The organism is Cryobacterium sp. TMT2-18-2 (genome assembly GCF_004402245.1).
GTDB classification, from domain to species: domain Bacteria; phylum Actinomycetota; class Actinomycetes; order Actinomycetales; family Microbacteriaceae; genus Cryobacterium; species Cryobacterium sandaracinum.
Genome location: NZ_SOFU01000036.1, coordinates 205,973 through 228,204, shown reverse-complemented (window position 1 = coordinate 228,204; position 22,232 = coordinate 205,973). Strand labels below are relative to the sequence as shown.

The 22,232-nt window shown below is 66.8% G+C and carries 23 protein-coding genes, 1 tRNA gene and 1 pseudogene; 11 read left to right on the top strand and 14 right to left on the bottom strand.

The window, feature by feature from the left end; translation table 11 throughout:
* Window positions 1–160 precede the first annotated feature (160 nt).
* Both E3O22_RS12230 and E3O22_RS12225 read right to left on the bottom strand, forming a co-directional pair.
* Window positions 161–1,051 carry a C40 family peptidase gene (locus tag E3O22_RS12230; protein ID WP_241973368.1) on the bottom strand — a complete coding sequence of 297 codons (891 nt, stop codon included), beginning with the start codon at window positions 1,049–1,051 and terminating at the stop codon, window positions 161–163.
* A gap of 264 nt (window positions 1,052–1,315) precedes the next feature.
* A complete protein-coding gene (locus E3O22_RS12225) occupies window positions 1,316–2,023 on the bottom strand; it encodes a metal-dependent transcriptional regulator (RefSeq protein ID WP_134395014.1) in 708 nt (235 codons plus the stop codon).
* 73 nt (window positions 2,024–2,096) lie between these two features.
* On the opposite strand from E3O22_RS12225, the gene serC reads away from it, so the two are divergent.
* Both serC and E3O22_RS16425 read left to right on the top strand, forming a co-directional pair.
* Window positions 2,097–3,215: a phosphoserine transaminase gene (gene serC, locus E3O22_RS12220; RefSeq protein WP_134395015.1), complete on the top strand. Its 1,119-nt coding sequence runs from the start codon at window positions 2,097–2,099 to the stop codon at window positions 3,213–3,215.
* A gap of 8 nt (window positions 3,216–3,223) precedes the next feature.
* A pseudogene (locus tag E3O22_RS16425) lies at window positions 3,224–3,382 on the top strand (DUF2530 domain-containing protein); the annotation flags it as partial.
* Here the strand turns inward: E3O22_RS16425 and E3O22_RS12215 are convergent.
* A complete protein-coding gene (locus tag E3O22_RS12215; protein ID WP_134395016.1) occupies window positions 3,320–3,916 on the bottom strand; it encodes a DUF3027 domain-containing protein in 597 nt (198 codons plus the stop codon). The pseudogene E3O22_RS16425 and the gene E3O22_RS12215 overlap by 63 nt on opposite strands.
* Window positions 3,909–4,289 (bottom strand): cold-shock protein, encoded by a 381-nt coding sequence (locus tag E3O22_RS12210; RefSeq protein WP_134395180.1) that lies wholly within the window; start codon window positions 4,287–4,289, stop codon window positions 3,909–3,911. The genes E3O22_RS12215 and E3O22_RS12210 overlap by 8 nt, the downstream gene beginning before the upstream one ends.
* Window positions 4,290–4,382: 93 nt before the next feature.
* On the opposite strand from E3O22_RS12210, the gene E3O22_RS12205 reads away from it, so the two are divergent.
* The 3 genes from E3O22_RS12205 to E3O22_RS12195 are packed head-to-tail and all read left to right on the top strand — an operon-like array spanning window position 4,383 to window position 8,231.
* Window positions 4,383–4,658 carry a hypothetical protein gene (locus tag E3O22_RS12205; RefSeq protein ID WP_134395017.1) on the top strand — a complete coding sequence of 92 codons (276 nt, stop codon included), beginning with the start codon at window positions 4,383–4,385 and terminating at the stop codon, window positions 4,656–4,658.
* 2 nt (window positions 4,659–4,660) lie between these two features.
* Window positions 4,661–6,535, top strand: a complete 1,875-nt coding sequence (locus E3O22_RS12200) for a helicase-associated domain-containing protein (RefSeq protein WP_134395018.1) — start codon at window positions 4,661–4,663, stop codon at window positions 6,533–6,535.
* Window positions 6,536–6,575: 40 nt separating this feature from the next.
* A complete protein-coding gene (locus E3O22_RS12195) occupies window positions 6,576–8,231 on the top strand; it encodes a DNA repair helicase XPB (protein ID WP_134395019.1) in 1,656 nt (551 codons plus the stop codon).
* A gap of 19 nt (window positions 8,232–8,250) precedes the next feature.
* Here E3O22_RS12195 and E3O22_RS12190 read toward each other — a convergent pair whose 3' ends face one another.
* The 3 genes from E3O22_RS12190 to E3O22_RS12180 are packed head-to-tail and all read right to left on the bottom strand — an operon-like array spanning window position 8,251 to window position 11,142.
* Window positions 8,251–8,979, bottom strand: a complete 729-nt coding sequence (locus E3O22_RS12190; RefSeq protein ID WP_134395020.1) for a pyrimidine reductase family protein — start codon at window positions 8,977–8,979, stop codon at window positions 8,251–8,253.
* Window positions 8,976–9,887, bottom strand: a complete 912-nt coding sequence (folP, locus tag E3O22_RS12185) for a dihydropteroate synthase (RefSeq protein WP_134395021.1) — start codon at window positions 9,885–9,887, stop codon at window positions 8,976–8,978. The genes E3O22_RS12190 and folP overlap by 4 nt, the downstream gene beginning before the upstream one ends.
* 10 nt (window positions 9,888–9,897) lie before the next feature.
* Window positions 9,898–11,142 carry an NAD(P)/FAD-dependent oxidoreductase gene (locus E3O22_RS12180; RefSeq protein WP_134395022.1) on the bottom strand — a complete coding sequence of 415 codons (1,245 nt, stop codon included), beginning with the start codon at window positions 11,140–11,142 and terminating at the stop codon, window positions 9,898–9,900.
* Window positions 11,143–11,250: 108 nt separating this feature from the next.
* Between E3O22_RS12180 and E3O22_RS12175 the strand changes: the two genes are divergently transcribed.
* The 3 genes from E3O22_RS12175 (at window position 11,251) to E3O22_RS12165 (ending at window position 14,122) form a co-directional block, all read left to right on the top strand.
* Window positions 11,251–11,943 (top strand): response regulator transcription factor, encoded by a 693-nt coding sequence (locus E3O22_RS12175; RefSeq protein WP_134395023.1) that lies wholly within the window; start codon window positions 11,251–11,253, stop codon window positions 11,941–11,943.
* A gap of 30 nt (window positions 11,944–11,973) precedes the next feature.
* Window positions 11,974–13,689, top strand: a complete 1,716-nt coding sequence (locus E3O22_RS16625) for a cell wall metabolism sensor histidine kinase WalK (protein ID WP_134395024.1) — start codon at window positions 11,974–11,976, stop codon at window positions 13,687–13,689.
* Between the two features lie 142 nt (window positions 13,690–13,831).
* Window positions 13,832–14,122: a WXG100 family type VII secretion target gene (locus E3O22_RS12165; protein ID WP_134395025.1), complete on the top strand. Its 291-nt coding sequence runs from the start codon at window positions 13,832–13,834 to the stop codon at window positions 14,120–14,122.
* Between the two features lie 140 nt (window positions 14,123–14,262).
* On the opposite strand, the gene groL is transcribed toward E3O22_RS12165, so the two are convergent.
* From groL to E3O22_RS12140, 5 genes are all read right to left on the bottom strand, one after another.
* Window positions 14,263–15,882, bottom strand: coding sequence for a chaperonin GroEL (groL, locus tag E3O22_RS12160; RefSeq protein WP_104100131.1), 1,620 nt, complete (start codon window positions 15,880–15,882; stop codon window positions 14,263–14,265).
* A 131-nt stretch (window positions 15,883–16,013) separates the two neighbouring features.
* A complete protein-coding gene (locus E3O22_RS12155) occupies window positions 16,014–17,093 on the bottom strand; it encodes a DUF3048 domain-containing protein (RefSeq protein WP_134395026.1) in 1,080 nt (359 codons plus the stop codon).
* 90 nt (window positions 17,094–17,183) lie between these two features.
* Window positions 17,184–17,387 (bottom strand): cold-shock protein, encoded by a 204-nt coding sequence (locus E3O22_RS12150; RefSeq protein ID WP_104100133.1) that lies wholly within the window; start codon window positions 17,385–17,387, stop codon window positions 17,184–17,186.
* A gap of 210 nt (window positions 17,388–17,597) precedes the next feature.
* Window positions 17,598–18,200, bottom strand: coding sequence for a LytR C-terminal domain-containing protein (locus E3O22_RS12145; protein WP_134395027.1), 603 nt, complete (start codon window positions 18,198–18,200; stop codon window positions 17,598–17,600).
* A gap of 63 nt (window positions 18,201–18,263) precedes the next feature.
* On the bottom strand, window positions 18,264–18,575 hold the full coding sequence (locus tag E3O22_RS12140; protein ID WP_134395028.1) for a DUF3263 domain-containing protein: 312 nt from the start codon (window positions 18,573–18,575) through the stop codon (window positions 18,264–18,266).
* Between the two features lie 191 nt (window positions 18,576–18,766).
* Between E3O22_RS12140 and msrB the strand changes: the two genes are divergently transcribed.
* Both msrB and E3O22_RS12130 read left to right on the top strand, forming a co-directional pair.
* Complete coding sequence (gene msrB, locus E3O22_RS12135) at window positions 18,767–19,168, top strand: peptide-methionine (R)-S-oxide reductase MsrB (protein WP_104100136.1); 402 nt, start codon at window positions 18,767–18,769, stop codon at window positions 19,166–19,168.
* Window positions 19,169–19,171: 3 nt separating this feature from the next.
* The gene (locus tag E3O22_RS12130) at window positions 19,172–19,750 is read left to right on the top strand and encodes a nitroreductase family protein (RefSeq protein WP_134395029.1); all 579 of its coding nucleotides are present in this window, start codon (window positions 19,172–19,174) and stop codon (window positions 19,748–19,750) included.
* A gap of 16 nt (window positions 19,751–19,766) precedes the next feature.
* Here the strand turns inward: E3O22_RS12130 and E3O22_RS12125 are convergent.
* A tRNA-Thr gene (locus E3O22_RS12125) sits at window positions 19,767–19,839 on the bottom strand.
* A gap of 73 nt (window positions 19,840–19,912) precedes the next feature.
* The gene (locus E3O22_RS12120; RefSeq protein ID WP_134395030.1) at window positions 19,913–20,827 is read right to left on the bottom strand and encodes a thioredoxin domain-containing protein; all 915 of its coding nucleotides are present in this window, start codon (window positions 20,825–20,827) and stop codon (window positions 19,913–19,915) included.
* 252 nt (window positions 20,828–21,079) lie between these two features.
* On the opposite strand from E3O22_RS12120, the gene E3O22_RS12115 reads away from it, so the two are divergent.
* On the top strand, window positions 21,080–22,177 hold the full coding sequence (locus tag E3O22_RS12115) for an ABC transporter ATP-binding protein (protein ID WP_134395031.1): 1,098 nt from the start codon (window positions 21,080–21,082) through the stop codon (window positions 22,175–22,177).
* Window positions 22,178–22,232: the final 55 nt, after the last annotated feature.

The following is a 22,232-nucleotide window of genomic DNA, read 5'->3' as shown; positions in this document are numbered from 1 at the left end:
ATCGTGCGCCGCTCGCGCATGGGCTCTCCCGAAGACTCGCAAAACATCAGAGCAACAGGTTAACCCACATTCGGCGCCACCGCGAAGTGCGGGACGCCGAATGTGCTAGGTGTTACGAAACATTCATCTGGCGGGCGGGCGGCTCGGACCTCCGGCAGGCTCAGATGCCGAGCCGCACGATGTAGTACGAGCTGGTCCAGATCGGCTGCACGCGCACGGCCGCCCCCTCATACGGCGCGTGCAGGATGTTGCCGTTGCCTGCATAGAACCCGTCGTGGCCGTCCATGATGACGAGGTCACCCGGCTGAGCCTCAGATTCGGGGATTCGGGTGCCCGCCGCCCCCTGCCCGGTCGAGGAATGTGGCAGCGAGATGCCGAACTGCGCGTAGACGTACATGATGAGCCCGGAACAATCGAAGCCGGCCGGGGTGGCCCCGCCGTAGACATAGGGAACACCCTGGTAGCCGGCCGCGACACTGTAGACGGATGCCAGGTCGAACTTCGGGTATGCCGGGGCAGCCAGGTAGTCGGCCGACGACGGGCCGGAATACGACGCGGCGTAGGAGGTCATCGCGGCCGCGGCTTCCTGTCGGCGCCCCTCGGCGGCCGCTGCCTCGGACGCGGCAACCGCCGCCGCAGCTGCGGCCGCTGCCGCCGCCAGCTCCTCGGGGGTGGTGGCCGTGAACCCGTCGCGCGCGACGCTCACAGTATCGGCCGCGGCGCCGACCGCCACGGACTGCGCACCCGATTGGGTCAACTCGGCCGAGGCCGTGGACGCGTACTCCGCTTCGGTCGGCGCGAACGCATACGCCGGGATGGCCATGGTCGCGACGAGGCCGCCGGCGAGAGTCATGAACACGATGTTCGCCACGGCGCCCCGGCGGCGTGACCGCGCGCCGGAACTGGGGCTGGCGGCCCGATAGTGGCTGAGCTCGGCGTGCTCGGCGTCGTTGGGGAGGGAAGCGCGGGTGATGGAACCGCGGGTGATGAACCCGGTGGTGGCTATCGAGTTCGGGGCTCGACGGAAAATCTTCTTACCTAATGCGGCCAAAGTGTTTACCTCCGGCGCCTCGACAACACTAGGTAGTTGCCCCGTCCACTGCGCTCGTCGCGTGTGTGAGGAACGAATCAAGAGACGGGAAAGAAAGGCGTCTTGATTCGTGTCCGGCGACCGGAATCTGGACTGTGGACGGATCCAAGCTAACTGACGCCCATCCGTTTGTCACGCCGCAGGCCACATTTTCTAACATATTGATAACAAAATCGTGGGGGCGAGGGCACAACGACAACGGGGCCGGAGGGGTCCGCCGAATGGCTAGGCGACCGCTGCCGGTGTGGCGACGAAGATGTGGCCGGCGACCTCGTTGGGCAGTTCCAGTCCGTCCTCGAACCCATGCACCTGCACGAGCACATAGGAGCCCACGGCGGAGAAAACCCCCGTGGCCCCGGGGAGCACACCGGAGTTCTTCAGCTGGGCCAGGAGCTCGGGGTCGACCTGAACGGGTTCGCCCAGACGGCGCACCACGGCGGCGACCGGTCCGGCAGTTCCGGCGACCAGGTCGACAAGGCTCGTCACCCCGGCCATGAACGCGACGGCCGGCGAATCGCCCAGCTCATCGAGCCCGGGGATGGGGTTGCCATACGGAGACTCGGTCGGGTGATCGAGCATCTCCAGGATCTTGCGCTCCACCCGCTCACTCATCACATGCTCCCAGCGGCATGCTTCGTCGTGGACGAATTCCCACTCGAGCCCGATTACGTCGCTGAGCAGGCGTTCCGCAAGCCGATGTTTGCGCATCACATGCACGGCCTTACTGCGCCCGTCGACGGTGAGCTCGAGATGCCGGTCGCCGGAGACGACTACGAGACCATCCCGCTCCATCCGGGCCACGGTCTGCGATACGGTCGGCCCGGAGTGCCCGAGGCGTTCCGAGATGCGTGCCCGGAGGGGAACGATGTGCTCCTCTTCGAGATCGAGAATCGTGCGGAGGTACATTTCGGTGGTGTCGATGAGATCCGTCATGCCCAGCGCTCCTCTCGGCTCGGTACGTACTGCCCAACCTTATCGCCGCGAGAGCGGCCGTTAGAATCGCCCTATGTCGAACCTGAAAATTCCCACGGAACTTCTGCCCGATGATGGACGATTTGGCTGCGGCCCGTCGAAAGTCCGAAAAGAACAACTCGAACACCTCTTAAAGTTCAGCGCGAGCGTGATGGGCACCTCCCATCGCCAGGCACCCGTCAAAAACTTGGTCGGTCGCATGCGCACCGGCCTCGCGGACCTCCTTCGCGCCCCGGCCGGTTATGAAGTCATTATCGGCAACGGCGGGTCCACAGCGTTCTGGGACGCCGCCGCGTTCTCCCTTATTCTCCGCCGCAGCCAGAACCTCGTCTTCGGCGAGTTCGGCGGCAAGTTCGCCGCGGCCGCGGCCGCTCCGTTCCTCGAAGCGCCCGACGTGGTCAAGGCCCCGGCCGGATCGCGCAGCGAGTTCGTCGTGACCGAGGGTATCGACGTCTACGCCTGGCCCCAGAACGAGACCTCGACCGGCGTCATGGCTCCGGTCACCCGCGTGGTTGCCGACCCCAACGCCCTGACGGTGATCGACGCCACGAGCGCGGCGGCCGGTATCGACTACGAGGCCGACCAGGCGGATGTCTACTACTTCGCGCCGCAGAAGAACCTCGCCTCCGACGGGGGCCTGTGGATGGCGCTCTTCTCCCCCGCCGCAATCGAGCGCGTCGAGCAAATCGCCGCGAGCGGGCGCTACATTCCCGAGTTCCTTAGCCTGAAGAACGCGATCGACAACTCGCGCCTCAACCAGACTCTGAACACTCCGGCCGTGGCCACGCTTCTTTTGATCGAGAACCAGCTCGACTGGATCAATGGAAGCGGCGGCCTGGCGTGGGCGTCCGCGCGCACCCTCGAATCGTCATCCGTTCTCTACGACTGGGCCGAGAGCGTGCCGTTCGCGACGCCGTATGTCACCAACCCGGAGCACCGCTCACAGGTGGTCGCGACGATCGACTTCGACGACGCGATCGATGCCGCCGCCATCGCCAAGACCCTGCGCGCCAACGGGATCTCCGACACCGAGCCCTACCGCAAGCTCGGCCGCAACCAGTTGCGGGTTGCCACCTTCACCGCGATCGAACCCGAAGACGTGCGCCAGCTCGTCCGCTCGATCGAGTTCGTGGTGCAGAACCTGGGCAAGTAGGCCTCGGCATGCGGCTCTGGCTGAGAGACAGTGAGCGTCGGCCAGACCCGCTGCCGGCTCGAACGGATGCCCGCAAGGCTTTCCTTGCGGGCTCCGCCGGCTGGCTAGTGGCGCTCGCGCTCGCGCTCGTCTTTCGGGGCGAACTCGCCGCCGCCGGAGTGGGCTGGTGGCTCTGGGCTGCCCTCATCGGCCTCGGTCTCGGCCTGCTCGGGATTGTCTGGGTATGGTTCCGGCGCCGTTAGCGCCTCACCGAAGTCGATCCCGTCAAGCACATCTTCGCCGCGGTCTTCGTCGTCGTCTGACTCGTCGTCTGACTCGTCGTCGTCGTCCGATTCGTCATCATCACCCAATGCCTCAGCGACGGCCACGGCCACGGCCAGTTCCTGGGCCGTGCGGTAGTCGGCCAGGCGGTCAGACCACGGCACCCACTCCGGCGCGATCAGGGCGTCGTCGCCCGGCGTGAGCTCGGCTTCCAGAACCGACGGCTCGGAGTTCTCGTCCACCCGGGCGAGGGTGACCGTCCAACGCCAGCCCGGGTAGCCGGACAGGTTGCAGTCGAACAGCAGCGAGAGCACATGCTCGCCTTCGACAAAATGGCCGAGGGGTTCGCCGATGCTGTCGGCCGGCGTGATCTCTAGCAGCGCGGTGCGCGCCTGGTCGACCGCGGACAGCAGGCGCTCGTCGGCAGCGACCTCAGGCATCGAGTTCCTCCGCGACCTTGCGCAGCATGGCCGCGATCTTGTGGCTGTGGGTTTTGTCGGGGTAGCGGCCGCGACGCAGGCTCGCTCCGATGCCGTCGAGGAGTTTCACCAGGTCCTCGACGATGACGGCCATGTCGTCAGCCGGCTTGCGGCTGAGTTTGACCAGGCTCGGCGGTGCCTCGAGAACGCGAACGGACAGCGCCTGAGCGCCCCGCTTGCCGTCGGCGATGCCGAATTCGAGCTTCGTTCCTGTCTTGACCGTGACTCCGGCGGGCAGTGCAGAAGCGTGGAGAAAGACCTCGTGGCCGTCATCGGAGGTGATGAAGCCGAAACCTTTCTCCTCGTCGTAGAACTTGACCTTGCCGGTGGGCATCTGGACCTCGCTGGATTCCGGGCGCGCGGAATGCGCGTCAACCACCCTCAGCCTATTCGGTCGGACCGGTTCCCGCCCCGTATCCTTGAGACTGTGACCAATCGAACTCCACCCGCCGTGAGCCGGCTCGAACGCATCCTTGCTTACATGGTTGCGGGTGTGGTGGGTCTGTCCATCCTCGCGTTCCTTGCCGTCATCCTCGGCACAGCGGCCGGGGCCGGGGCGGACAACGGTTTCGGCCAGGGGGTCTGGCCGGCGGTGCTTGCTTTGCCGCTGTTTGGATTGCCTCTCGGATTCGTGCTGATCATCGTCCTCATGGTGATGTCCGGCACGCGTCGCGCTCGTGAGGCACGACAGAATAAGGAGTAGCAATGCTCACACTCGCTTCGCGCCTTCGGGCGCTAGATGACGCAACGTTGCGTCGCACGATCGACATCCGCATGGTCTCGGCCACGGGCATCCGTGATTTCTTCGACCTGGCCGAGGCTCTCCTCGAGCCGGTCGCGATCCAACGGGTGCTGGCACGGCTCGACCGGGCCACCCTCGCCGTTCTCGCCGTCGCCGGTGAGCTCAGCCAGGGAACGGAGGTCGGCACGGCTGCCACGCCGTCGCTGTTCGACCTCGCCGAGCGCCTGTCCGAACTGGCTGGTTCGCCCGTCGACGTGGCCGAGGTCGCCGGCCGTGCCGCCGAACTGGACTCACTCATGCTCGCGCGCCTGACCGACGGGCGGTTCAGTCCGTACCCGGCGGTGGCCGCGCAACTGCTGACCTGGCCGGACCGGAGCCTGCCGACCGCGCTCGAGCTGGCTTCGACGCCCGCACCCGCGGCGCTGGCCAGTATCGACGCCACCGATACCCGCTTCACAGACCGTCTCGCGGCGGAGCGTGCCTTCGCCGCGGTGTCCTCCATCGCCGAACTGGTCTCCGAGCTCGCCCGCGAGCCGGCCAGGGAGCTCAGCCGGGGCGGGCTTGGCCTGCCCGACACCAAGCGCCTGGCCGCCGTGATGGGAGTCGAACTCGAATTCGTGCCCTCCTTCGTCGCGACCGCGGCCCGAGCCGAACTCATCGCCCATTCCGACGGCTACTGGAATGAAACCGAAGCCGGCGAGGCCTGGCTGCTCGAGAGCACCGCCCGCCGCTGGGCCACCCTGGCCGCCGCCTGGCATGCGGCCCTGCCGCCGGATGTGCGCGGGATCCTCGCCCGCCGGCCCGGCGTGTCCTGGGGCGACGTGCTGCGCAGCTTCGTGGCCTGGCTCTACCCGGCCGGTGGCCAGTGGATGGACGACCGGGTCACCGAGTTCGCCGAGGACGCCGAACTGATCGGCATCACCGCCCACCAGATCACCAGCCCGGCCGGTGCTTCGGTGCTGGCCGGCGACCTCGAGGCGGCCGTCGCCACCATGGCGGCCGCGCTGCCGGCGACCGGCGGTGCAGTGTACCTGCAGAACGACCTGTCGATCGTGTCCCCCGGACCGCTCGCTCCCTCGATCGACAGCCGCCTGCGTGGGCTCGCCGACGTGGAGAGCCGGGAACTCGCCCTGAGCTACCGCATCAACGCCAACTCCGTGAACCGCGCCCTGGCGGCCGGCGAAAGCGCGGAGTCACTGCTCGATTTCCTGCGCACGGTCTCCCTGACCGGCATCCCACAGCCCGTCGACTACCTGATTCGGGAATCCGCCGCCCGCTATGGGCGCGTGCGCGTCGGCCCGACGGAACCGATGGAGTCGCCAGCCCAGGCCTATGTCCAGTCCGACGACGCAGCCCTGCTGAGCACCATTGCCGTGGACCAGACGCTCGCCTCCCTCGGCCTTGTGCCTGCCGAGGGCAGCAGACTGACCAGCCGGTTCCCCTCCGACGTGGTCTTCTGGGCGCTCAGCGATGCGCGCTACCCGGTCGCCGCGGAGGACGGCACACATGAGATCGTGCACCTGCGCCGCCACCAGCTCGCTCGGGTCGTGCCGGTGGATGCCCCGGATCCGGCCGTCGCCCTGGTCGAGAGGCTGCGTGCCGCCGATGGCGGAGAGGGCCAGGCAGCGGATGCCTGGCTCGCCCGCCAGCTCGACTTGGCGATCAAGGCGAAGCAGACCGTCGTCGTCAGCATCGCCATGCCCGGCGGTGTGGTGGTTGACTATCTGCTCGAGCCGGCCAGTGTGGGCGGCGGGCGCTTCCGGGCCAGGGACCGCCGCGCCGACATCGAACGCACGCTGCCTCTGTCCAGCATCATCAGCATCACGCCGGCGCCGTAGGTGCGGGCCTTCACGCTGACCGGGCGTAGGATTAACGGCTATGTCTGATGGCCCACTGATCGTCCAAAGTGACCGTACGGTTTTGCTCGAAGTCGCCCACCCTCTCGCCGAGGATGCGCGCCACGACCTGGCCGTGTTCGCCGAGTTGGAGCGTGCCCCCGAGCACATCCACACCTACCGCATCACCCGGCTGGGGCTGTGGAATGCCCGCGCCGCGGGGCACGACGCCTCCAACATGCTGGCCACGCTCGAAAAGTACTCGAAGTTCGCCATCCCGCAGACCGTCAGCGTGGACATCACCGAGACGGTCGGCCGGTATGGCCGGCTCATCATCGAACGTGACGCCGAGGGTCAGCTCATCCTGCAGAGCACCGACCAGGCCGTGCTCACCGAGATCGCCGGGGCCCGGCGCATCGCGCCCCTCCTGATCGGGCATCCGTCGCCGGACTCGTTCCTGGTCGAGCCGTGGGCGCGCGGCCAGCTCAAACAGGAACTGGTGAAACTGGGCTGGCCGGCCGAGGACCTCGCCGGCTACACGCCGGGAACGCCGCATCCGATCGGTCTTTTGGAAGACGGTTGGGCGCTCCGGGACTACCAGAACAAGGCCGTCTCCAGCTTCTTCGACGGCGGCTCCGGCGTGGTCGTGCTGCCCTGCGGGGCCGGAAAGACGCTGGTCGGCGCCGGGGCCATGGCCACCGCCAAGACCAACACGCTCATCCTCGTCACCAACACGGTCTCTGCCCGTCAGTGGCGCGACGAACTTCTCAAGCGCACGACCCTCACCGCCGACGAGATCGGCGAGTACTCCGGGCAGGTCAAGGAGGTCAAGCCGGTCACGATCGCGACCTACCAGATCCTCACCGCCAAACGGAAGGGCGAATACGCGCACCTCGAGCTACTCGACGCCATGGACTGGGGCCTCGTCATCTACGACGAGGTCCACCTGCTGCCGGCCCCCGTGTTCAAGCTGACCGCGGAGTTGCAGGCCCGCCGCCGCCTGGGCCTCACCGCCACCCTGGTGCGCGAGGACGGCCGCGAGGGCGACGTATTCAGCCTCATCGGCCCGAAGCGGTTCGACGCACCCTGGAAGGAGATCGAGGCCCAGGGCTTCATTTCCCCAGCCTCCTGCTTCGAGGTGCGCATCGACCTGCCCCAGTCCGAGCGACTCAGCTATGCCGCCGCCGCCGACGACGAGCGCTACCGGATGGCCGCGACCGCACCCGCGAAGCTCGAAGTCGTCAAGCGCCTGGTGGCCAAGCACCCCGGAGAACGCATCCTCGTGATCGGCCAGTACCTCGACCAGATCGACGAGCTCGCCGAGGCCCTGAATGCCCCCAAGCTCACCGGTGCGACCCCTGTCGACGAGCGCGAGCGCCTCTACCAGGCCTTCCGGGTCGGCGAGGAGAACCTGCTCGTGGTGTCAAAGGTCGCGAATTTCTCGGTCGACCTGCCGGAGGCCACCGTCGCCATCCAGGTCTCGGGTTCCTTCGGCTCACGCCAGGAGGAGGCGCAGCGCCTCGGCCGGCTTCTGCGGCCGAAGGAGTCAGGCCTGTCCGCGAACTTCTACACGCTGGTGGCCCGCGACACCGTCGACCAAGACTTCGCCCAGAACCGCCAGCGCTTCCTCGCCGAACAGGGCTACAGCTACACGATCCTTGACTCGCAGAATCTGGACGCGCAGGTCGTCGCCGTCTGACCGGCGGTGAAACGGCCGGTCAGACGCTCGGAGAGGACGCCCTCCGGCGGGCATAGCGCAGGAAAAGCATGTCCCCGGCGGTCAGCACGTGCAGCAGGGACATCCCCCGGGTGATGGCGGCGGCACCGGCGGAGATCCGTCCGGCCGGGCCGCCCTCGAGCACGGGGCTGACGGTGAGGCACAGCTCGTCGACGCAGTCGGCGTCGATCAGCGCACCGAACAGGTTCGGCCCACCCTCGCAGAGCATCTGCGCCAGACCGCGCCGAGCCAGCTCCGCCCGCATCAGCCGCGGGTCCACGGCGGCCTCCCCGCAGACCAGCACGTCCGCCACCTCTGCGAGCTCTGCGCGTCGCCGCAGCGGTGACGTCGCGTGCGTCACGACCAGCGGCCGCACGGCGGCGTCCGCGAATAGCGCGTGGCTCGGTTCGAGGTCCAGCCGTGAGGACACGATGGCGACGGGCAGCTGCGCCGGAAGTCCGTGCCGGACCCGCCACGCGGCATCCGCGGGGCCCTGACGGATGCCGACGTACCCCTCGGCGCGCACCGTGCCCGCACCGACCACGATCACGTCGGCGAGCATCCGAAGGGTATCGAAGACGAGCCTGTCGTCGGCGTTCCCGAGCCCGCCGCTCACGCCCTCCCGGGTGGCGGCGCCGTCGAGGCTGGCGATGAAATTCACTCGCAGGTGGGGCAGAGTGCGGTCAGGCACCCGGTAACGGATGTTCAGCTCGTCACGATCCAGCATCATCTGGCCAGGTTGTGGCGCACGTACGCCGGTTCGCGGAAGCCCAGGATCGCCTCGGTCATCCGCACGGCGTCGACCGCGGCGACGACGTTGTGCATCCGCACGATCCGGGCGCCCTGCAGGATGCTGTAGACGGCGGCGGCGAGCGATCCCGCGATCCGGTCGCCCCGCTCACGGTTCAGCGTCTCCCCGATGAAGTCCTTGTTCGACACGGCGACCAGAGTGGGGTAGCCGAGCGCGGTGATCTCGCCGAGCCTCCGGGTCAGCTCGAGCGAGTGGTAGGTGTTCTTGTTCAGGTCGTGCCCAGGGTCGACGATGATGCGGGATGCCGGGACGCCGCGACTGCGGGCCAGCTCGACCCGTTCATCCAGGAAGGCTGCGACCTCGTGCACCACGTCGCCGTAGGTGGGCCCCGGCCACGGTGTGCGCGGCGGCGCGAGGCTGTGGGTGATCACCAGCGTCGCGTCGCTGTCCGCGACGACATCAGCCATGGCCGGGTCGTGCACCCCGGTGGTGTCGTTGATCACGTGGGCGCCAGCGGCCAGGCTGGCGCGCGCTACGGCGGGATGAAAGGTGTCGACGGAGATGACGACGCCCGAGCCGCGCAGGGCCTCGACCACCGGGACGACCCGGTCGATCTCCTCCTCGATCGGAATGGCCGGGCCGGGCGCGAATTTCGCCCCGCCGATGTCGACCCAGTCGGCGCCGTCCAGGATGGCGCGCCGGGCGGCCGTGACGGCCTCGTCAAGAGCGAAGGTCGCTCCCTTGTCGTAGAAGGAATCCGGCGTGCGGTTGACGATGGCCATCACGGCCACCTCACGGGAAAAATCGAACAGTCTCCCGCCGATCAGTCGCCGTGGATGGAGCAGGTCGGGCAGCGCCGGGCCAGGTCGAGTGGTCACGTTGTCCATGTCAGGTCCTTCAGTCGGGTGCTCCGGCGAGAAGTTCGTCCAGTTCAATGCTCTCATCCGCGAGCCGGGTCGTGTCGACCCGCACCTCCGTCCGGATGAAGCGCTGCACCGTCTTGTTGACGTCCCACACGTTGACGTTCATGCCGGCGACGACCCTGCCGTCCAACACCCAGAACGCGATGAATTCCCGCCTCGCCGGGTCACCGCGAAACACGACCTCCGCATCCCGTGCAAGTGCGCCGTACCCCGAGTACTCCATCCCGAGGTCGAACTGGTCCGTGTAAAAGTACGGGATCGCGTCGTAGCTGACCGCCTGGTCAAGCATCGAGCGGCCGGCCGCGGCGCCGGCCCGCTCGGCGTTGTCCCAGTGCTCGACGCGCAGATGGTGCCGCAGCACCGGGTGGAAGACCGTGGCGACGTCACCCACCGCGTAGACGTCCGGGTCGATGGACCGGAACGCCGCGTCGACGACGATGCCGTCGTCGACGGCCAGGCCCGCGTCCCGGGCCAGGTCCGTGTTCGGCACCGCGCCGATGCCGATGACGACGACATCGGCCGAAACGACCTCGCCGCCGGGGAGTCCTACTCCGGTAACCCTCCCCTGCGTCCCGATCAGTCGTTCGACGTTGGTTTCCATCCGCAGATCCACCCCGTTCACGCGGTGCAGCTCCGCGAACACCGACCCGACCTCGTCGCCGATCACCGGGGCCAGCGGCACGCCGTCCCGCCCGAGCACCGTGACGGTGTTGCCGTACCCGCGGGCGGCCGCGGCGACCTCGAGACCGATCCAGCCGGCCCCGACGATCACGACCCGGCGGTTTCCCGGCTCCAGCTCGGCTCGCAGCGCCTGCGACTCGCCGACCGTGCGCAGATGGTGCACCCCGGCCAGGTCTGCGCCCGGGCCGGGAAAGCGCCGTGACGACGCCCCCGTCGCGAGGAGCAACCTGTCGTAGCGCACCGATTTGCCCTCCCGCAGGGTCAGCTCGTGGGTGTCGAGCGCCAGCCCGGTCACCCGGGCACCCAGCCGCACGTCGATGCCCCGCTCGTCGTACCACGGTGCCGGGTGCACGTCGATCGTGTCCCGGGCGGCCCGCCCGGCGAGGTAGTCCTTGGAGAGGGGCGGCCGCACGTAGGGGTAGTCGGTCTCCCCGGCCAGCAGGACGATGCTCCCGTCGAACCCCTCGGAACGGATGGCCTCGGCCGCTCTGGCCCCGGCCAAGCCGGCCCCCACAATCGCAAAAGTCGGAATGCTCATTCTGGTCTCCCCACGCCGCGGCAGTCTGGTTTGCTTCTCAATGTACTCGCCAGCGCGCATACCGGGCATTTTCAGTAAACCTTCAGCTAACGCGCAGATACTAGCTTTATGACTGACGGCCCCCGCATCCTTATTGTCGACGACGAACCCAATATCCGGGATCTCCTCACCACCAGCCTGCGCTTCGCCGGATTCGCCGTGCGAGCCGTCGGAAACGGCGCCCAGGCGATCTCCGCCGTCCTCGAGGAAGAACCCGACCTCATCATCCTTGACGTCATGCTGCCGGATATGAACGGTTTCGGAGTGACCAAGCGCCTGCGGTCCGCCGGCTACACGGCCCCGATCCTCTTCCTCACGGCGAAGGACGACACCGAAGACAAGATCACCGGCCTGACGGTCGGCGGCGACGACTACGTCACCAAGCCGTTCAGCCTCGACGAGATTGTGGCCCGGATCAAAGCCATCCTGCGCCGGACCATGCACGCCGACGAAGACGCGGTCATCCGCGCCGGCGAACTCACCATGGACCAGGACACCCACGAGGTCCTGGTCGGCGACGCCCCCATCGAACTCAGTCCGACCGAGTTCAAGCTTCTGCGCTACCTCATGCTGAACCCGAACCGGGTCCTGTCGAAGGCTCAGATCCTGGACCATGTCTGGGAGTACGACTTCAACGGAGACGCCGGCATCGTCGAGTCCTACATTTCTTACCTCCGCCGCAAGGTGGACGCCCACTCGACCGAACCCCTCATCCAGACCAAACGCGGCTTCGGCTACATGCTCAAGGCCGCCAAGGCGTAGTCACAGGCTGCGCTCATACACTGGCCTCCTATGCATCAGTCACTCATGGAGCGGTGGAGCCGCATTTCCCTGCGTTCCAAAATCACGGGCGTCACGGTCCTGATGCTGACGCTCGGCCTGCTCGTGTCCGGCATCGGTACGATGGCCATGCTTCGCCAATACGTGATCCAGCAGGTCGATTCGCAGCTGCAGATCGACGCCCAGTCCGCCTCGAACAGCTATTCGGCGGCGGCTCTCGGTCAGGGCACCACAGCCGTGGTCTCTTCGGACTACTATGTCGCCCTGTATGACGAGCACGGCAGCCTCAAGGACCACACCTGGCGGGATGTCCCGCGCAGTGAGCTGCCGATCCTGACCGCACCGCTCGATCTGCAGACCGTGATGGAACTCGACGGCAAGACGATGACTCTGGTCGACTCGGCACACGACACCGAGTTCTTGGCGGTCGCCGTGCCGCTCGTGATTTCGCCGCAGGGAACCCTGGGCACTCTGGTCATGGCGGTCTCGTTGAGGCCGACCGAGAACACCATGGCCACCTACCTCACCATTTTCCTGGGGTTCGGGCTCGGGGTCGTGTTGGTGGGCGCCCTGCTCACCCGGCTGCTGGTGACCACTACCTTTGCACCACTGCGAGAGGTGGAGCGCACGGCCGCGGCCATCGCCGATGGCGACTTCAGCCAGCGGCTCGGCGGTGCCACGCCCAACACCGAGGTCGGACGCCTCAACCGATCGCTCAACACCATGCTGAGCCGCATCGACCGCCTCTTCAAGGACCGCGCCCGCACCATCGACCAGATGCGCCGATTCGTCGGCGACGCCAGCCACGAGCTGCGCACTCCCCTCGTTTCGGTGCGCGGCTACGCCGAGCTCTACCGAATGGGTGCCCTGCAGACCCCGGAAGAAATCGCACAGGCCATGGAGCGCATCGAGAAGGAAGCGATCCGCATGGGCGGCCTCGTCGAAGACCTGCTCGAGCTGGCCCGGCTCGACGAGACAAAGCCCCTTGCCCTCGCGCCGGTCGACCTGATGCCGCTCGCCCGTGACGCAGCCCTCGACGCCATGGCCTCCTCCCCCGGTCGCACCATCACCGTCGTCACTCCGATCCCCGCCGAGATCGAGGACAGCACCGAACGCCCCGCCATCGACCTCGCTCACTCGACGGGAGAAGTCCCCTCCGCTGCCGCACCAGGTTCGAAGCCCGACGAGCCGAACCACCCGGCGGGCGGATCCGTCTCCTTCGCCGGGGCAACCCTGGCGCGGCTGCGCACCCGCAAACCACGCAAAGCGGATGTTGCGCCGCCGGCTCCGGAACAGACTCCGGTGACCGAGCCCGCCACCGTGCAGGCCGTGGTGATGGCCGAGGAGAACAAGATCCGCCAGATCATCACGAACCTGATGGGCAACGCGCTACGCTTCAGCCCGACGGACAGCCCGGTCGAGCTCGAGGTCGCAGTCGACCGCCGAAACCAGCGCGCCTCCATCGCCGTCATCGACCATGGTGAGGGTATCCCGCCGCAGATCAGGGAGAAGATCTTCCAGCGGTTCTGGCGTGCGGACACCTCCCGTGCACGGGAGACCGGCGGCAGCGGGCTCGGCCTGGCGATCGTCGCCTCGATCGTCGCCAGCCACAACGGCACCGTCCAGGTCGTGGACACCCCCGGCGGCGGAGCAACGTTCCGGGTCTGGTTCCCACTGGCCTGTTCTCCGAGCGCGCCCCAGCGCGTCGCCCCCGTCATCACGTCGTAGCACGTGCGGTGCCATCAAACCCTTGCGGTTCCTCCCCCGCCGTCCGGGGGGATGACTTGTCAGGGCACAACGGCAGCCAACGGAAGCGGCTGCAGGCGCCTCCGTAGTCTGATCGGCATCTTCCCCTGCCGAAAGGACCCCCATGACCCGCTATCAGGTCGACAGCGAAGCAGTGCTCCACACCACCTCCGTGGCGCGCGCCACGATCGGGCGCATCCAGGGCGAGGTCGCCGGGCTCATCACCCAGCTGACCGCACTGGAGGGCTCGTGGACGGGCCAGGCAGCCACCGCGTTCCAGGCGGCGGTCTCGGACTGGCGCGCCACCCAACACCAGGTGGCCCAGAGCGCGGAGGGATTGAATCTGGCCCTGAACCAAGCGGGCCAGCAGTACGCCGAGATCGAGCAGGCCAACGCGCGCCTCTTCCTGCGTTAGCCGCGACCGCCTGCGCATTGTCCGCTGTATTGACGACGGCCGTTTTAACGATGCCTGCATTAACGACACAGGGCCCCTCCCGGAGGAGGCGCCCTGTGTTGTGAAGCGGTGAAGCGGTGAAGCGGTGAAGCGGTGTGGACCTAGAAGTCCATTCCGCCGCCCTGGTCGCCGGCCGGAGCAGCGTTCTTCTCCGGCTTGTCGGCGACTACGGCCTCGGTGGTGAGGAACAGTCCGGCGATCGACGCTGCGTTCAACAGCGCGGAACGGGTGACCTTCACCGGGTCATTGATTCCGGCGGCGAGCATGTCGACGTACTCACCGGTCGCGGCGTTGAGGCCCCAACCGATCGGCAGGTTGCGCACCTTGTCGGCAACAACACCCGGCTCCATGCCGGCGTTGAGGGCGATCTGCTTGAGCGGAGCGTCGATGGCAACCTTGACGATGTTCGCTCCGGTTGCCTCGTCGCCGACCAACTCGAGCTTCTCGAACGCGGTCTTGCCGGCCTGGATCAGCGCAACGCCACCACCGGCGACGATGCCCTCTTCGACGGCAGCCTTCGCGTTGCGGACGGCGTCCTCGATGCGGTGCTTGCGCTCCTTGAGCTCAACCTCCGTCGCGGCGCCGGCCTTGATGACTGCGACTCCGCCGGCGAGCTTGGCGAGACGCTCCTGGAGCTTCTCGCGGTCGTAGTCGCTGTCGGTGTTTTCGATCTCGCTGCGGATCTGCTGGACGCGTCCGGCGATGGCTTCGGGGTCTCCGGCGCCTTCGACGATGGTGGTCTCGTCCTTGGTGATGACGATCTTGCGCGCGTTGCCGAGAAGGTCAAGCGTGACGTTCTCAAGCTTGAGACCGACCTCTTCGCTGATGACCTGTCCACCGGTGAGGATGGCGATGTCCTGCAGCTGGGCCTTGCGACGGTCACCGAAGCCGGGAGCCTTGACGGCGACCGACTTGAAGATTCCGCGGATCTTGTTCACCACGAGCGTGGCCAGGGCCTCGCCGTCGACGTCCTCGGCGATGATGAGGAGCTGCTTGCCGGTCTGGATGACCTTGTCCACGATGGGGAGCAGGTCCTTGATGTTGGAGACCTTGGAGTTAACGATCAGGATGTAGGGGTCTTCGAAGACCGCTTCCTGACGGTCGGGGTCGGTCACGAAGTAGGCGGACAGGAAGCCCTTGTCGAAGCGCATGCCCTCGGTGAGCTCGAGCTCGGTGCCGAGAGTGTTCGACTCCTCGACGGTGACAACACCCTCCTTGCCGACCTTGTCGATGGCCTCGGCGATGATCGCGCCGATTTCGGCGTCGCCGGCAGAGATCGATGCGGTGGCCGCGATCTCTTCCTTGGTCTCGACCTCTTTGGCGTTGGCGATCAGCTCGGCGATGACAGCAGCCGTGGCCTTCTCGATGCCGCGCTTGAGGCTGATCGGGTCTGCTCCGGCCGCGACGTTGCGCAGGCCCTCACGAACGAGCGCCTGAGCCAGGACGGTGGCGGTGGTGGTTCCGTCGCCCGCGACGTCATCGGTCTTCTTGGCGACCTCCTTGACGAGCTCGGCACCGATCTTCTCGTAGGGGTCGTCGAGTTCGATCTCCTTGGCGATGGAGACGCCGTCGTTGGTGATCGTGGGGGCACCCCACTTCTTTTCCAGCACCACGTTACGTCCGCGCGGGCCGAGGGTGACCTTGACAGTGTCAGCGAGGATGTTCAGGCCACGCTCAAGGCCGCGACGGGCCTCTTCGTTGAAAGCAATGATCTTTGCCATATGTGTTTCTCGTCCCTCCCGGACGTTACCAAAACGATGATGGGTTGGCACTCAAACAGAGAGAGTGCCAAGTCGATTCTGGCACTCTGGGGTCGAGAGTGCAAGTGAACGGCAGGGTGCTGCTGCTACGGCTACGGGACCAGCACGACCGTGCCTCGGTCCGACGGCACCAGCTCGATCCAGGTGTTACCGGCGGCGAGCCGAATCGTCACGCCGAAGTCATCGACAAGACGGATGGGGGCGGTTTGGTCGGCCTTGGACCAGACCGCATGCACGGACTTGCCGCCGGCCGACACCCAGGCTTCCCCCGAACCGATCATTGTCGTCGTGGGAACATCCCCGTAGGTGCCGTCGATCGCGACCCGCAGGACCAGGACGTTGGTCGCCCGCAGCTGCTCACCGGTGGCGTCGAGATCAGGGGCGCCCTCCTGCGAGCGCAGGTAGGCAGCACTGGCCGCATCCCACGTCCAGCCGGGCCAACGGGCGGTGGAGAAGGTGGAGTTGATCGCCGCGACAGGGGCGCCGTCGACGGCCGCGGACGATCCCTGCACGGTCGCGGAGTAGGCAAATTGCTGGTTCGGCGGCGGCACGGTGGCGTTCCGCGCGACGAGCGCTGAGGCCTGGAGGGTGACGTTGTGAGGGGCTTCCCGGTCATCCGAACGCGCGAAGAGACCGGTGTCGTCGGTATCGAAGGCGGCGCTGACGACATCCGTCGCGTCCATCAGGTCGATGAATTTCTGTTGGCCGCCGGAATAAGCCGCGATCCCGCCGAAGGGCGCGATGATGTCCGGGTCCATGGGTCGGATCGATCGCACCGGCCCGACGAGTTCGGGCACGTCGGAATGCCAGACCGCGACATAACGGGTCAGCCCGCCCTCGACCAGTTCTTCAAAGACGATGTCGGCGCGCTCGAGAGAGATCTGTGGCCTGGCCGCTTCGTGGTTGTCGATCTTCACCGAGAGGGCCGGGTTCTGGAGGCTCCCGGTCGGCACACTCGTGCCGCGCAATGGGGCGACCGCCGGGTCTGCGGCCGACTCGAAGGTGGAGTTCCAGGGCGTGCCGGTTGAGCTTGCCGACGGCTTCGGCGCGTCACTGGCGCATGCCGAGACCAGCAGAAGTGCCGGCAGAAGGACGACCCCGAGCATCCGGATGGACCGAATTCTCGGTGCCGCACTTCGTCGCTGCGCTTGAACCACTAGTTTCGCTGTCACGCCCCCAACCTAACGCGGCTGCACTGCCGCGCACACTCACCCCGGAGCGACCCGCCCCTTCGGTCGACCGCTGGGGCCTCCCCCGCTGGATCAGATCGGACGAACCGCTTCTGCCTGGGGCCCCTTTGCCCCTGTACCCAGTTCGAAGATGACGTGTTGTCCCTCTTCCAGAACCTTGTAGCCGTGCATATCGATGGCCGAGTAGTGGACGAAAACGTCCTGGCCACCTCCATCGACGGTGATGAAGCCGAAACCCTTTTCAGCGTTGAACCATTTGACGGTTCCGTTCGCCATGTGTAACTCCTTGTTGCTGAATTCGTCGACACGCGCCCGTTGGCCGTACCGGGCCTGGCGCAGGGATTGCGTCCATTGCATTCGCCCGATGGAATACGTCTCCTGCGAGAACGCCCGGGCAAACACGATGAAGGACCATTTCTCAATTTACGGAAGCTCCGGAAGAACGAAAGGGGGTTGACGCGCGAGCGCCCGACGTATAAGCGACGGCTATTCGGCCGGCTCGTAGTCGGCGCCGACGACAACGGTCAGGTCCGCCGCGGAATCGGCGAAATCGCTTGAGAGCAGCACCTCCGAGCCGGGCAGTGACTCCGCGACTCCGCGGGCCGCTCCCTCCAGGGCCGCGTCGGCGTAGTAGACCGTCGTGGTCTGCACATCCTCCGTGCTCGCGTTGTCCAACTCTTCGATCGTCCAGCCCTCCGCCTCGAGGACATCGCCAACGGACCGGGCGATCCCCTCACCAGCGGTCCCGTTCAAAACGGTCACGGTCGAGTCAGGGTCCACGGTCGCGGCCGGCGTCGGCACCGACTCCGACGCCGACGCCGACGCCGACGCCGGAGTGTCACTCGGAGTGGCGCTCGGCTCGGCCGCGCTGTCAGTACTCGTCGCGGTGCCCGGCAACTCGAAGTTCAGGTTGTTGTTCAGGACGGCCAGGCCGACGACTCCGCTGCCGACCAGCAGCACGGTTGCACCGAGAGACCACCACACCGCAACCCAGCCGCGCCCTTTCTTGCCGGGCGCGCGGTGGGCCCCCACCCGCTCCAGGGAATGCGGGAGGTGGTCGAAGCGGTCTTTCGCGTAGGAGTTCGGCATCGTGAGGCTGGTCAGATCCTTAGTGGGCGGTGATGAGACACGGGCAGGGTGCGGGTCAGGGAGTCAATCGGTGGACTGTAGCGACCGGCTCTCCCGCGCCTGCGACCGGGCGTCGCGCATCCGCTGCAGGCGTTTCACCAGCATCGGGTCGTGGGCCAGGGCCAGCGGCGAGTCGATCACAGCGCCCAGTAGTTGATAGTACCGGGCGGCCGAGAGGGCGAACTCGGCCCGGATCGCCTGTTCCTTGGCACCGGCGTGCTGCCACCCCTGCCGCTCGAAGGCGAGGATCGACCGGTCGCGGGCGGACAGGCCTGCCGGGGAGGAGGACTCCGAGGCAGGCTCCGCGGGAGTCGACGAACCGGGAGTTCCGTCCACGTGCCACCTCCCTCGATCTCTGCAATCCTATTTGTCGATGCCTGCGTACTCGCTGGGCCGTTGTGCCGTGCTGTCCACGGTGGAAAAACCTGCCTGCCTCCCGATCGAGGAATACCGCCGCGGTCTGGCGAGTTTAGTGTTGGTACGGACAGATTTCGGCCTCTCCGGGGTCGAGCAGGAAGGAATGGAACATGGACTACGAGGTCGAGAAGTCGGATGCGCAGTGGCGCGCTGAGCTGAGCCCCGAGCAGTACGCCGTACTTCGCGGCGCCGCCACCGAGCGGGCGTGGGCCGGCGAGCTCCTCGATGAGGGCCGCTCCGGGATTTACACCTGCGGGGCTTGCAATGCCGAGCTGTTCAAGAGCGGCACGAAGTTCGACTCCGGTTGCGGCTGGCCGAGCTTCTACGAATCGGTGCGTCCCGAGGCCGTTGAACTCCTCGAAGACCGAACCCTCGGGGTTGTGCGCACCGAGGTGCGCTGTGCGAAGTGCGGCTCGCACCTGGGCCACGTCTTCGACGACGGATTCGGAACGCCCACCGGCGACCGGTACTGCATGAACTCCATCTCGCTCAATTTCAAGCCGGTCGAGTAAGCGTTGTCCGACCTCCTCGATACGGTCGGTCATCGACGCTCCCACTCCAAGGTCACCGGGCAGGTGCCGAGCCATGCGGAACTGCTGCCTGTGGTGGCTGCCGCGGCCCGTGTCGCCGACCATGGCGCTCTGCGCCCGTGGCGGCTGATCGAGTTGCGCGGTGACGCGCGGCGTCGCCTGGGCGAGGCCATGGTCGAGGCCGCCGGGCTGAACGGCACCGAAGCCGCCAGGCTCGCCGCTAAGCCGCTGCGCGCCGAACTTCTGATCGCCGTGGTCGCGAGCCGTCGCGAAAGCGACACGGTGGCGGTCTGGGAACAGGACGCCGTCGCGGCGGGTGTCGCCCACATGCTGAGCCTTCTCCTCGCCGCCCAGGGCTGGGGCGTCATGTGGCGTTCCGGCGCCCTGGCCCGCACGCAGCCGGTGAACGACGCCCACGGCCTCGCGGCCGCGGAAGAATTGCTCGGTTGGCTGTACGTCGGGGGCATTCCGGCCGATGCAAAACCGGGCGTGCGCTCACCGATCGATCCGACAAATTTTCTCAGCGCCCTCGAGGACACCGTCACCGAGAAAACCACGATCTGAAGCGATGAAAGTAGAGGGCCGGCCACGGGACTTGAACCCGTAACCCCCACTTTACAAGAGTGGTGCGCTACCAATTGCGCCAGGCCGGCATGAGGCGATCGACGCCTCGACTCACCATCCTAAATGACGAACCCGTGCTGCGCCGCCATCAAAGCGGGGCGCCTACCCGGCCGGTGCCGGCTCGGGGGTTGGCGTCGAAGTGGAGTAGGTCGCGCCGGCCGCCTGTAGCACGAAGGCGGCGAACTCCCTCGGGTCGTCGAGTGCGCCGACGTACTGCTTTCCGTTGACGAGCACGGTGGGTGTGCCGGTGATGGCCTCGACCTCGGTGTTCGGCAACGGACCGGACAGAGCCCGGTCCGTGGATGCGATGACCCACGATTTGAAGGTCGTGTCGTCAATGCACTCGTTGATCTGCGACACCCGGTCGCTCACGCCGGCGTCCTTCACGAGGCCCTTGATGGCCGCGTCGTCGTGACCGGCGGTGCCCTCCTTGGGCTGTTCCTGGAACAGGATGGCGTTGAAGTCGTAGAAGTTTGCGGGGGCGTAATTGGCCACACATGCGGCGGCGTTTGCAGCCCGAAGCGAGTATTTCGTGCCGGAGGACTTGTGGGTCAGGATCGAAACCGGGTGGATCTCCACGGTCGCGGCACCCGACGTGACCCACTGGCTGATCTGGTCACTGTTGGCGGCCTCAAACTCGCTGCAGAACGGGCAGAGGTAGTCGGCGTAGACGCGGATGTCAGCCACCGTGCCGGTCGCATCCGGCTTGGACGGTATCGGCTTGGCCTCGGGCTGGAGCGCGGAGGTCGTGACCGGGGTCATCCCCTCGGAGATCAGCACGCCGTCACTGGCCATGTTCGCCGGACCGGGGCCGATGGGGGGAATCGAGTTGATGATGACCACGGCGATGACCGCGGCAATGGCGACGCCGGCGGCGGCGATTCCGCCGCGCAGGGCGACCCGGTAACGGCGGTCCTTTTTCTTCTGCTCCTCGCGGATCCGCTTGGCCTTGGTGCGCACCGCGTCACGTCGCTGATTCTTAGAAGGACGGCCGTCGCCCGATCCGCCAATAGTCATGAATGCTCGCTCCGAGTAGTTAGTGCAGAGGCAAGCCATTTGCGAATGCCTCCCAAATAGTAGGTCCCCTTTCTGGGAAACGGCCAGACGGGGCCTGCGGGCGGGCTCCGCCGCAGAATTCCCGCCGTCGCCGCGATCCCCCGACATGACATACTGAGGAAGTTGACCTGTCGCACATGACGCGTGGCAGGCGTAGTAACCCATCACAACGGATCGTCCGGCACGTACCTGCCGGTGAAGGAGAAATCAACCATGGCTTCAGTCACGTTCGACAAGGCGACCCGCCTCTATCCGGGTTCCTCTATTCCCGCCGTTGACAAGCTCGACCTGTCGGTTGCCGACGGCGAGTTTCTCGTGCTGGTCGGCCCGTCCGGCTGCGGCAAGTCCACGTCCCTGCGCATGCTCGCCGGCCTCGAAGAAGTCAACGAAGGCAACATCTTCATCGGTGAGCGCAACGTGACGGATGTCCCGCCGAAAGACCGCGACATCGCCATGGTCTTCCAGAACTACGCTCTGTACCCCCACATGACGGTCGCCGAGAACATGGGCTTCGCGCTCAAGATCGCCGGAGTCAACAAGGATGAGCGCGCCGCCCGCGTTCTCGAGGCCGCCAAGCTGCTCGACCTCGAGCCGTACCTGAGCCGCAAGCCGAAAGCTCTCTCCGGTGGCCAGCGTCAGCGCGTCGCCATGGGCCGGGCCATCGTGCGTCAGCCCCAGGTGTTCCTGATGGACGAGCCTCTGTCGAACCTCGACGCCAAGCTGCGCGTGCAGACCCGCACCCAGATCGCTTCGCTCCAGCGCCGCCTCGGCGTCACGACGGTCTACGTGACCCACGACCAGACCGAAGCCCTCACCATGGGCGACCGCATCGCAGTCCTCAAGGATGGCGTGCTCCAGCAGGTCGGCACGCCTCGCGACCTGTATTCGAAGCCGAACAACGTCTTCGTTGCCGGCTTCATCGGCAGCCCGGCCATGAACCTGTTCCTGGCCGACACCGTCGACGGCGGCGTCAGGTTCGGCACCGCCACGATTCCCGTGCCCCGCGAGACCCTGGCCGGCTCCACCGGCACGAAGGTCACGATCGGCGTTCGCCCCGAGGACATCCACCTGTCCACCACGCATGGCGAGGGCCTCGAAGTTGCCGTCGACCTGGTCGAGGAGCTTGGCGCCGACGGTTACCTCTACGGCCACTCCACGGTCGAGGGCAAGCGCACCGATATCGTCGCTCGCGTCGATGGTCGTTCGCACCCGTCCGCCGGCGACACCGTTTACCTCACCCCGACGCCGCACCACATGCACGTGTTCGACGCCGAGACCGGCCTGCGCCTCGGTGGAGCAGTCGCCGACTAGGCACCCGCTCGTCAACGAACGGCCGGATGGAGCATGATCCATCCGGCCGTTTTGT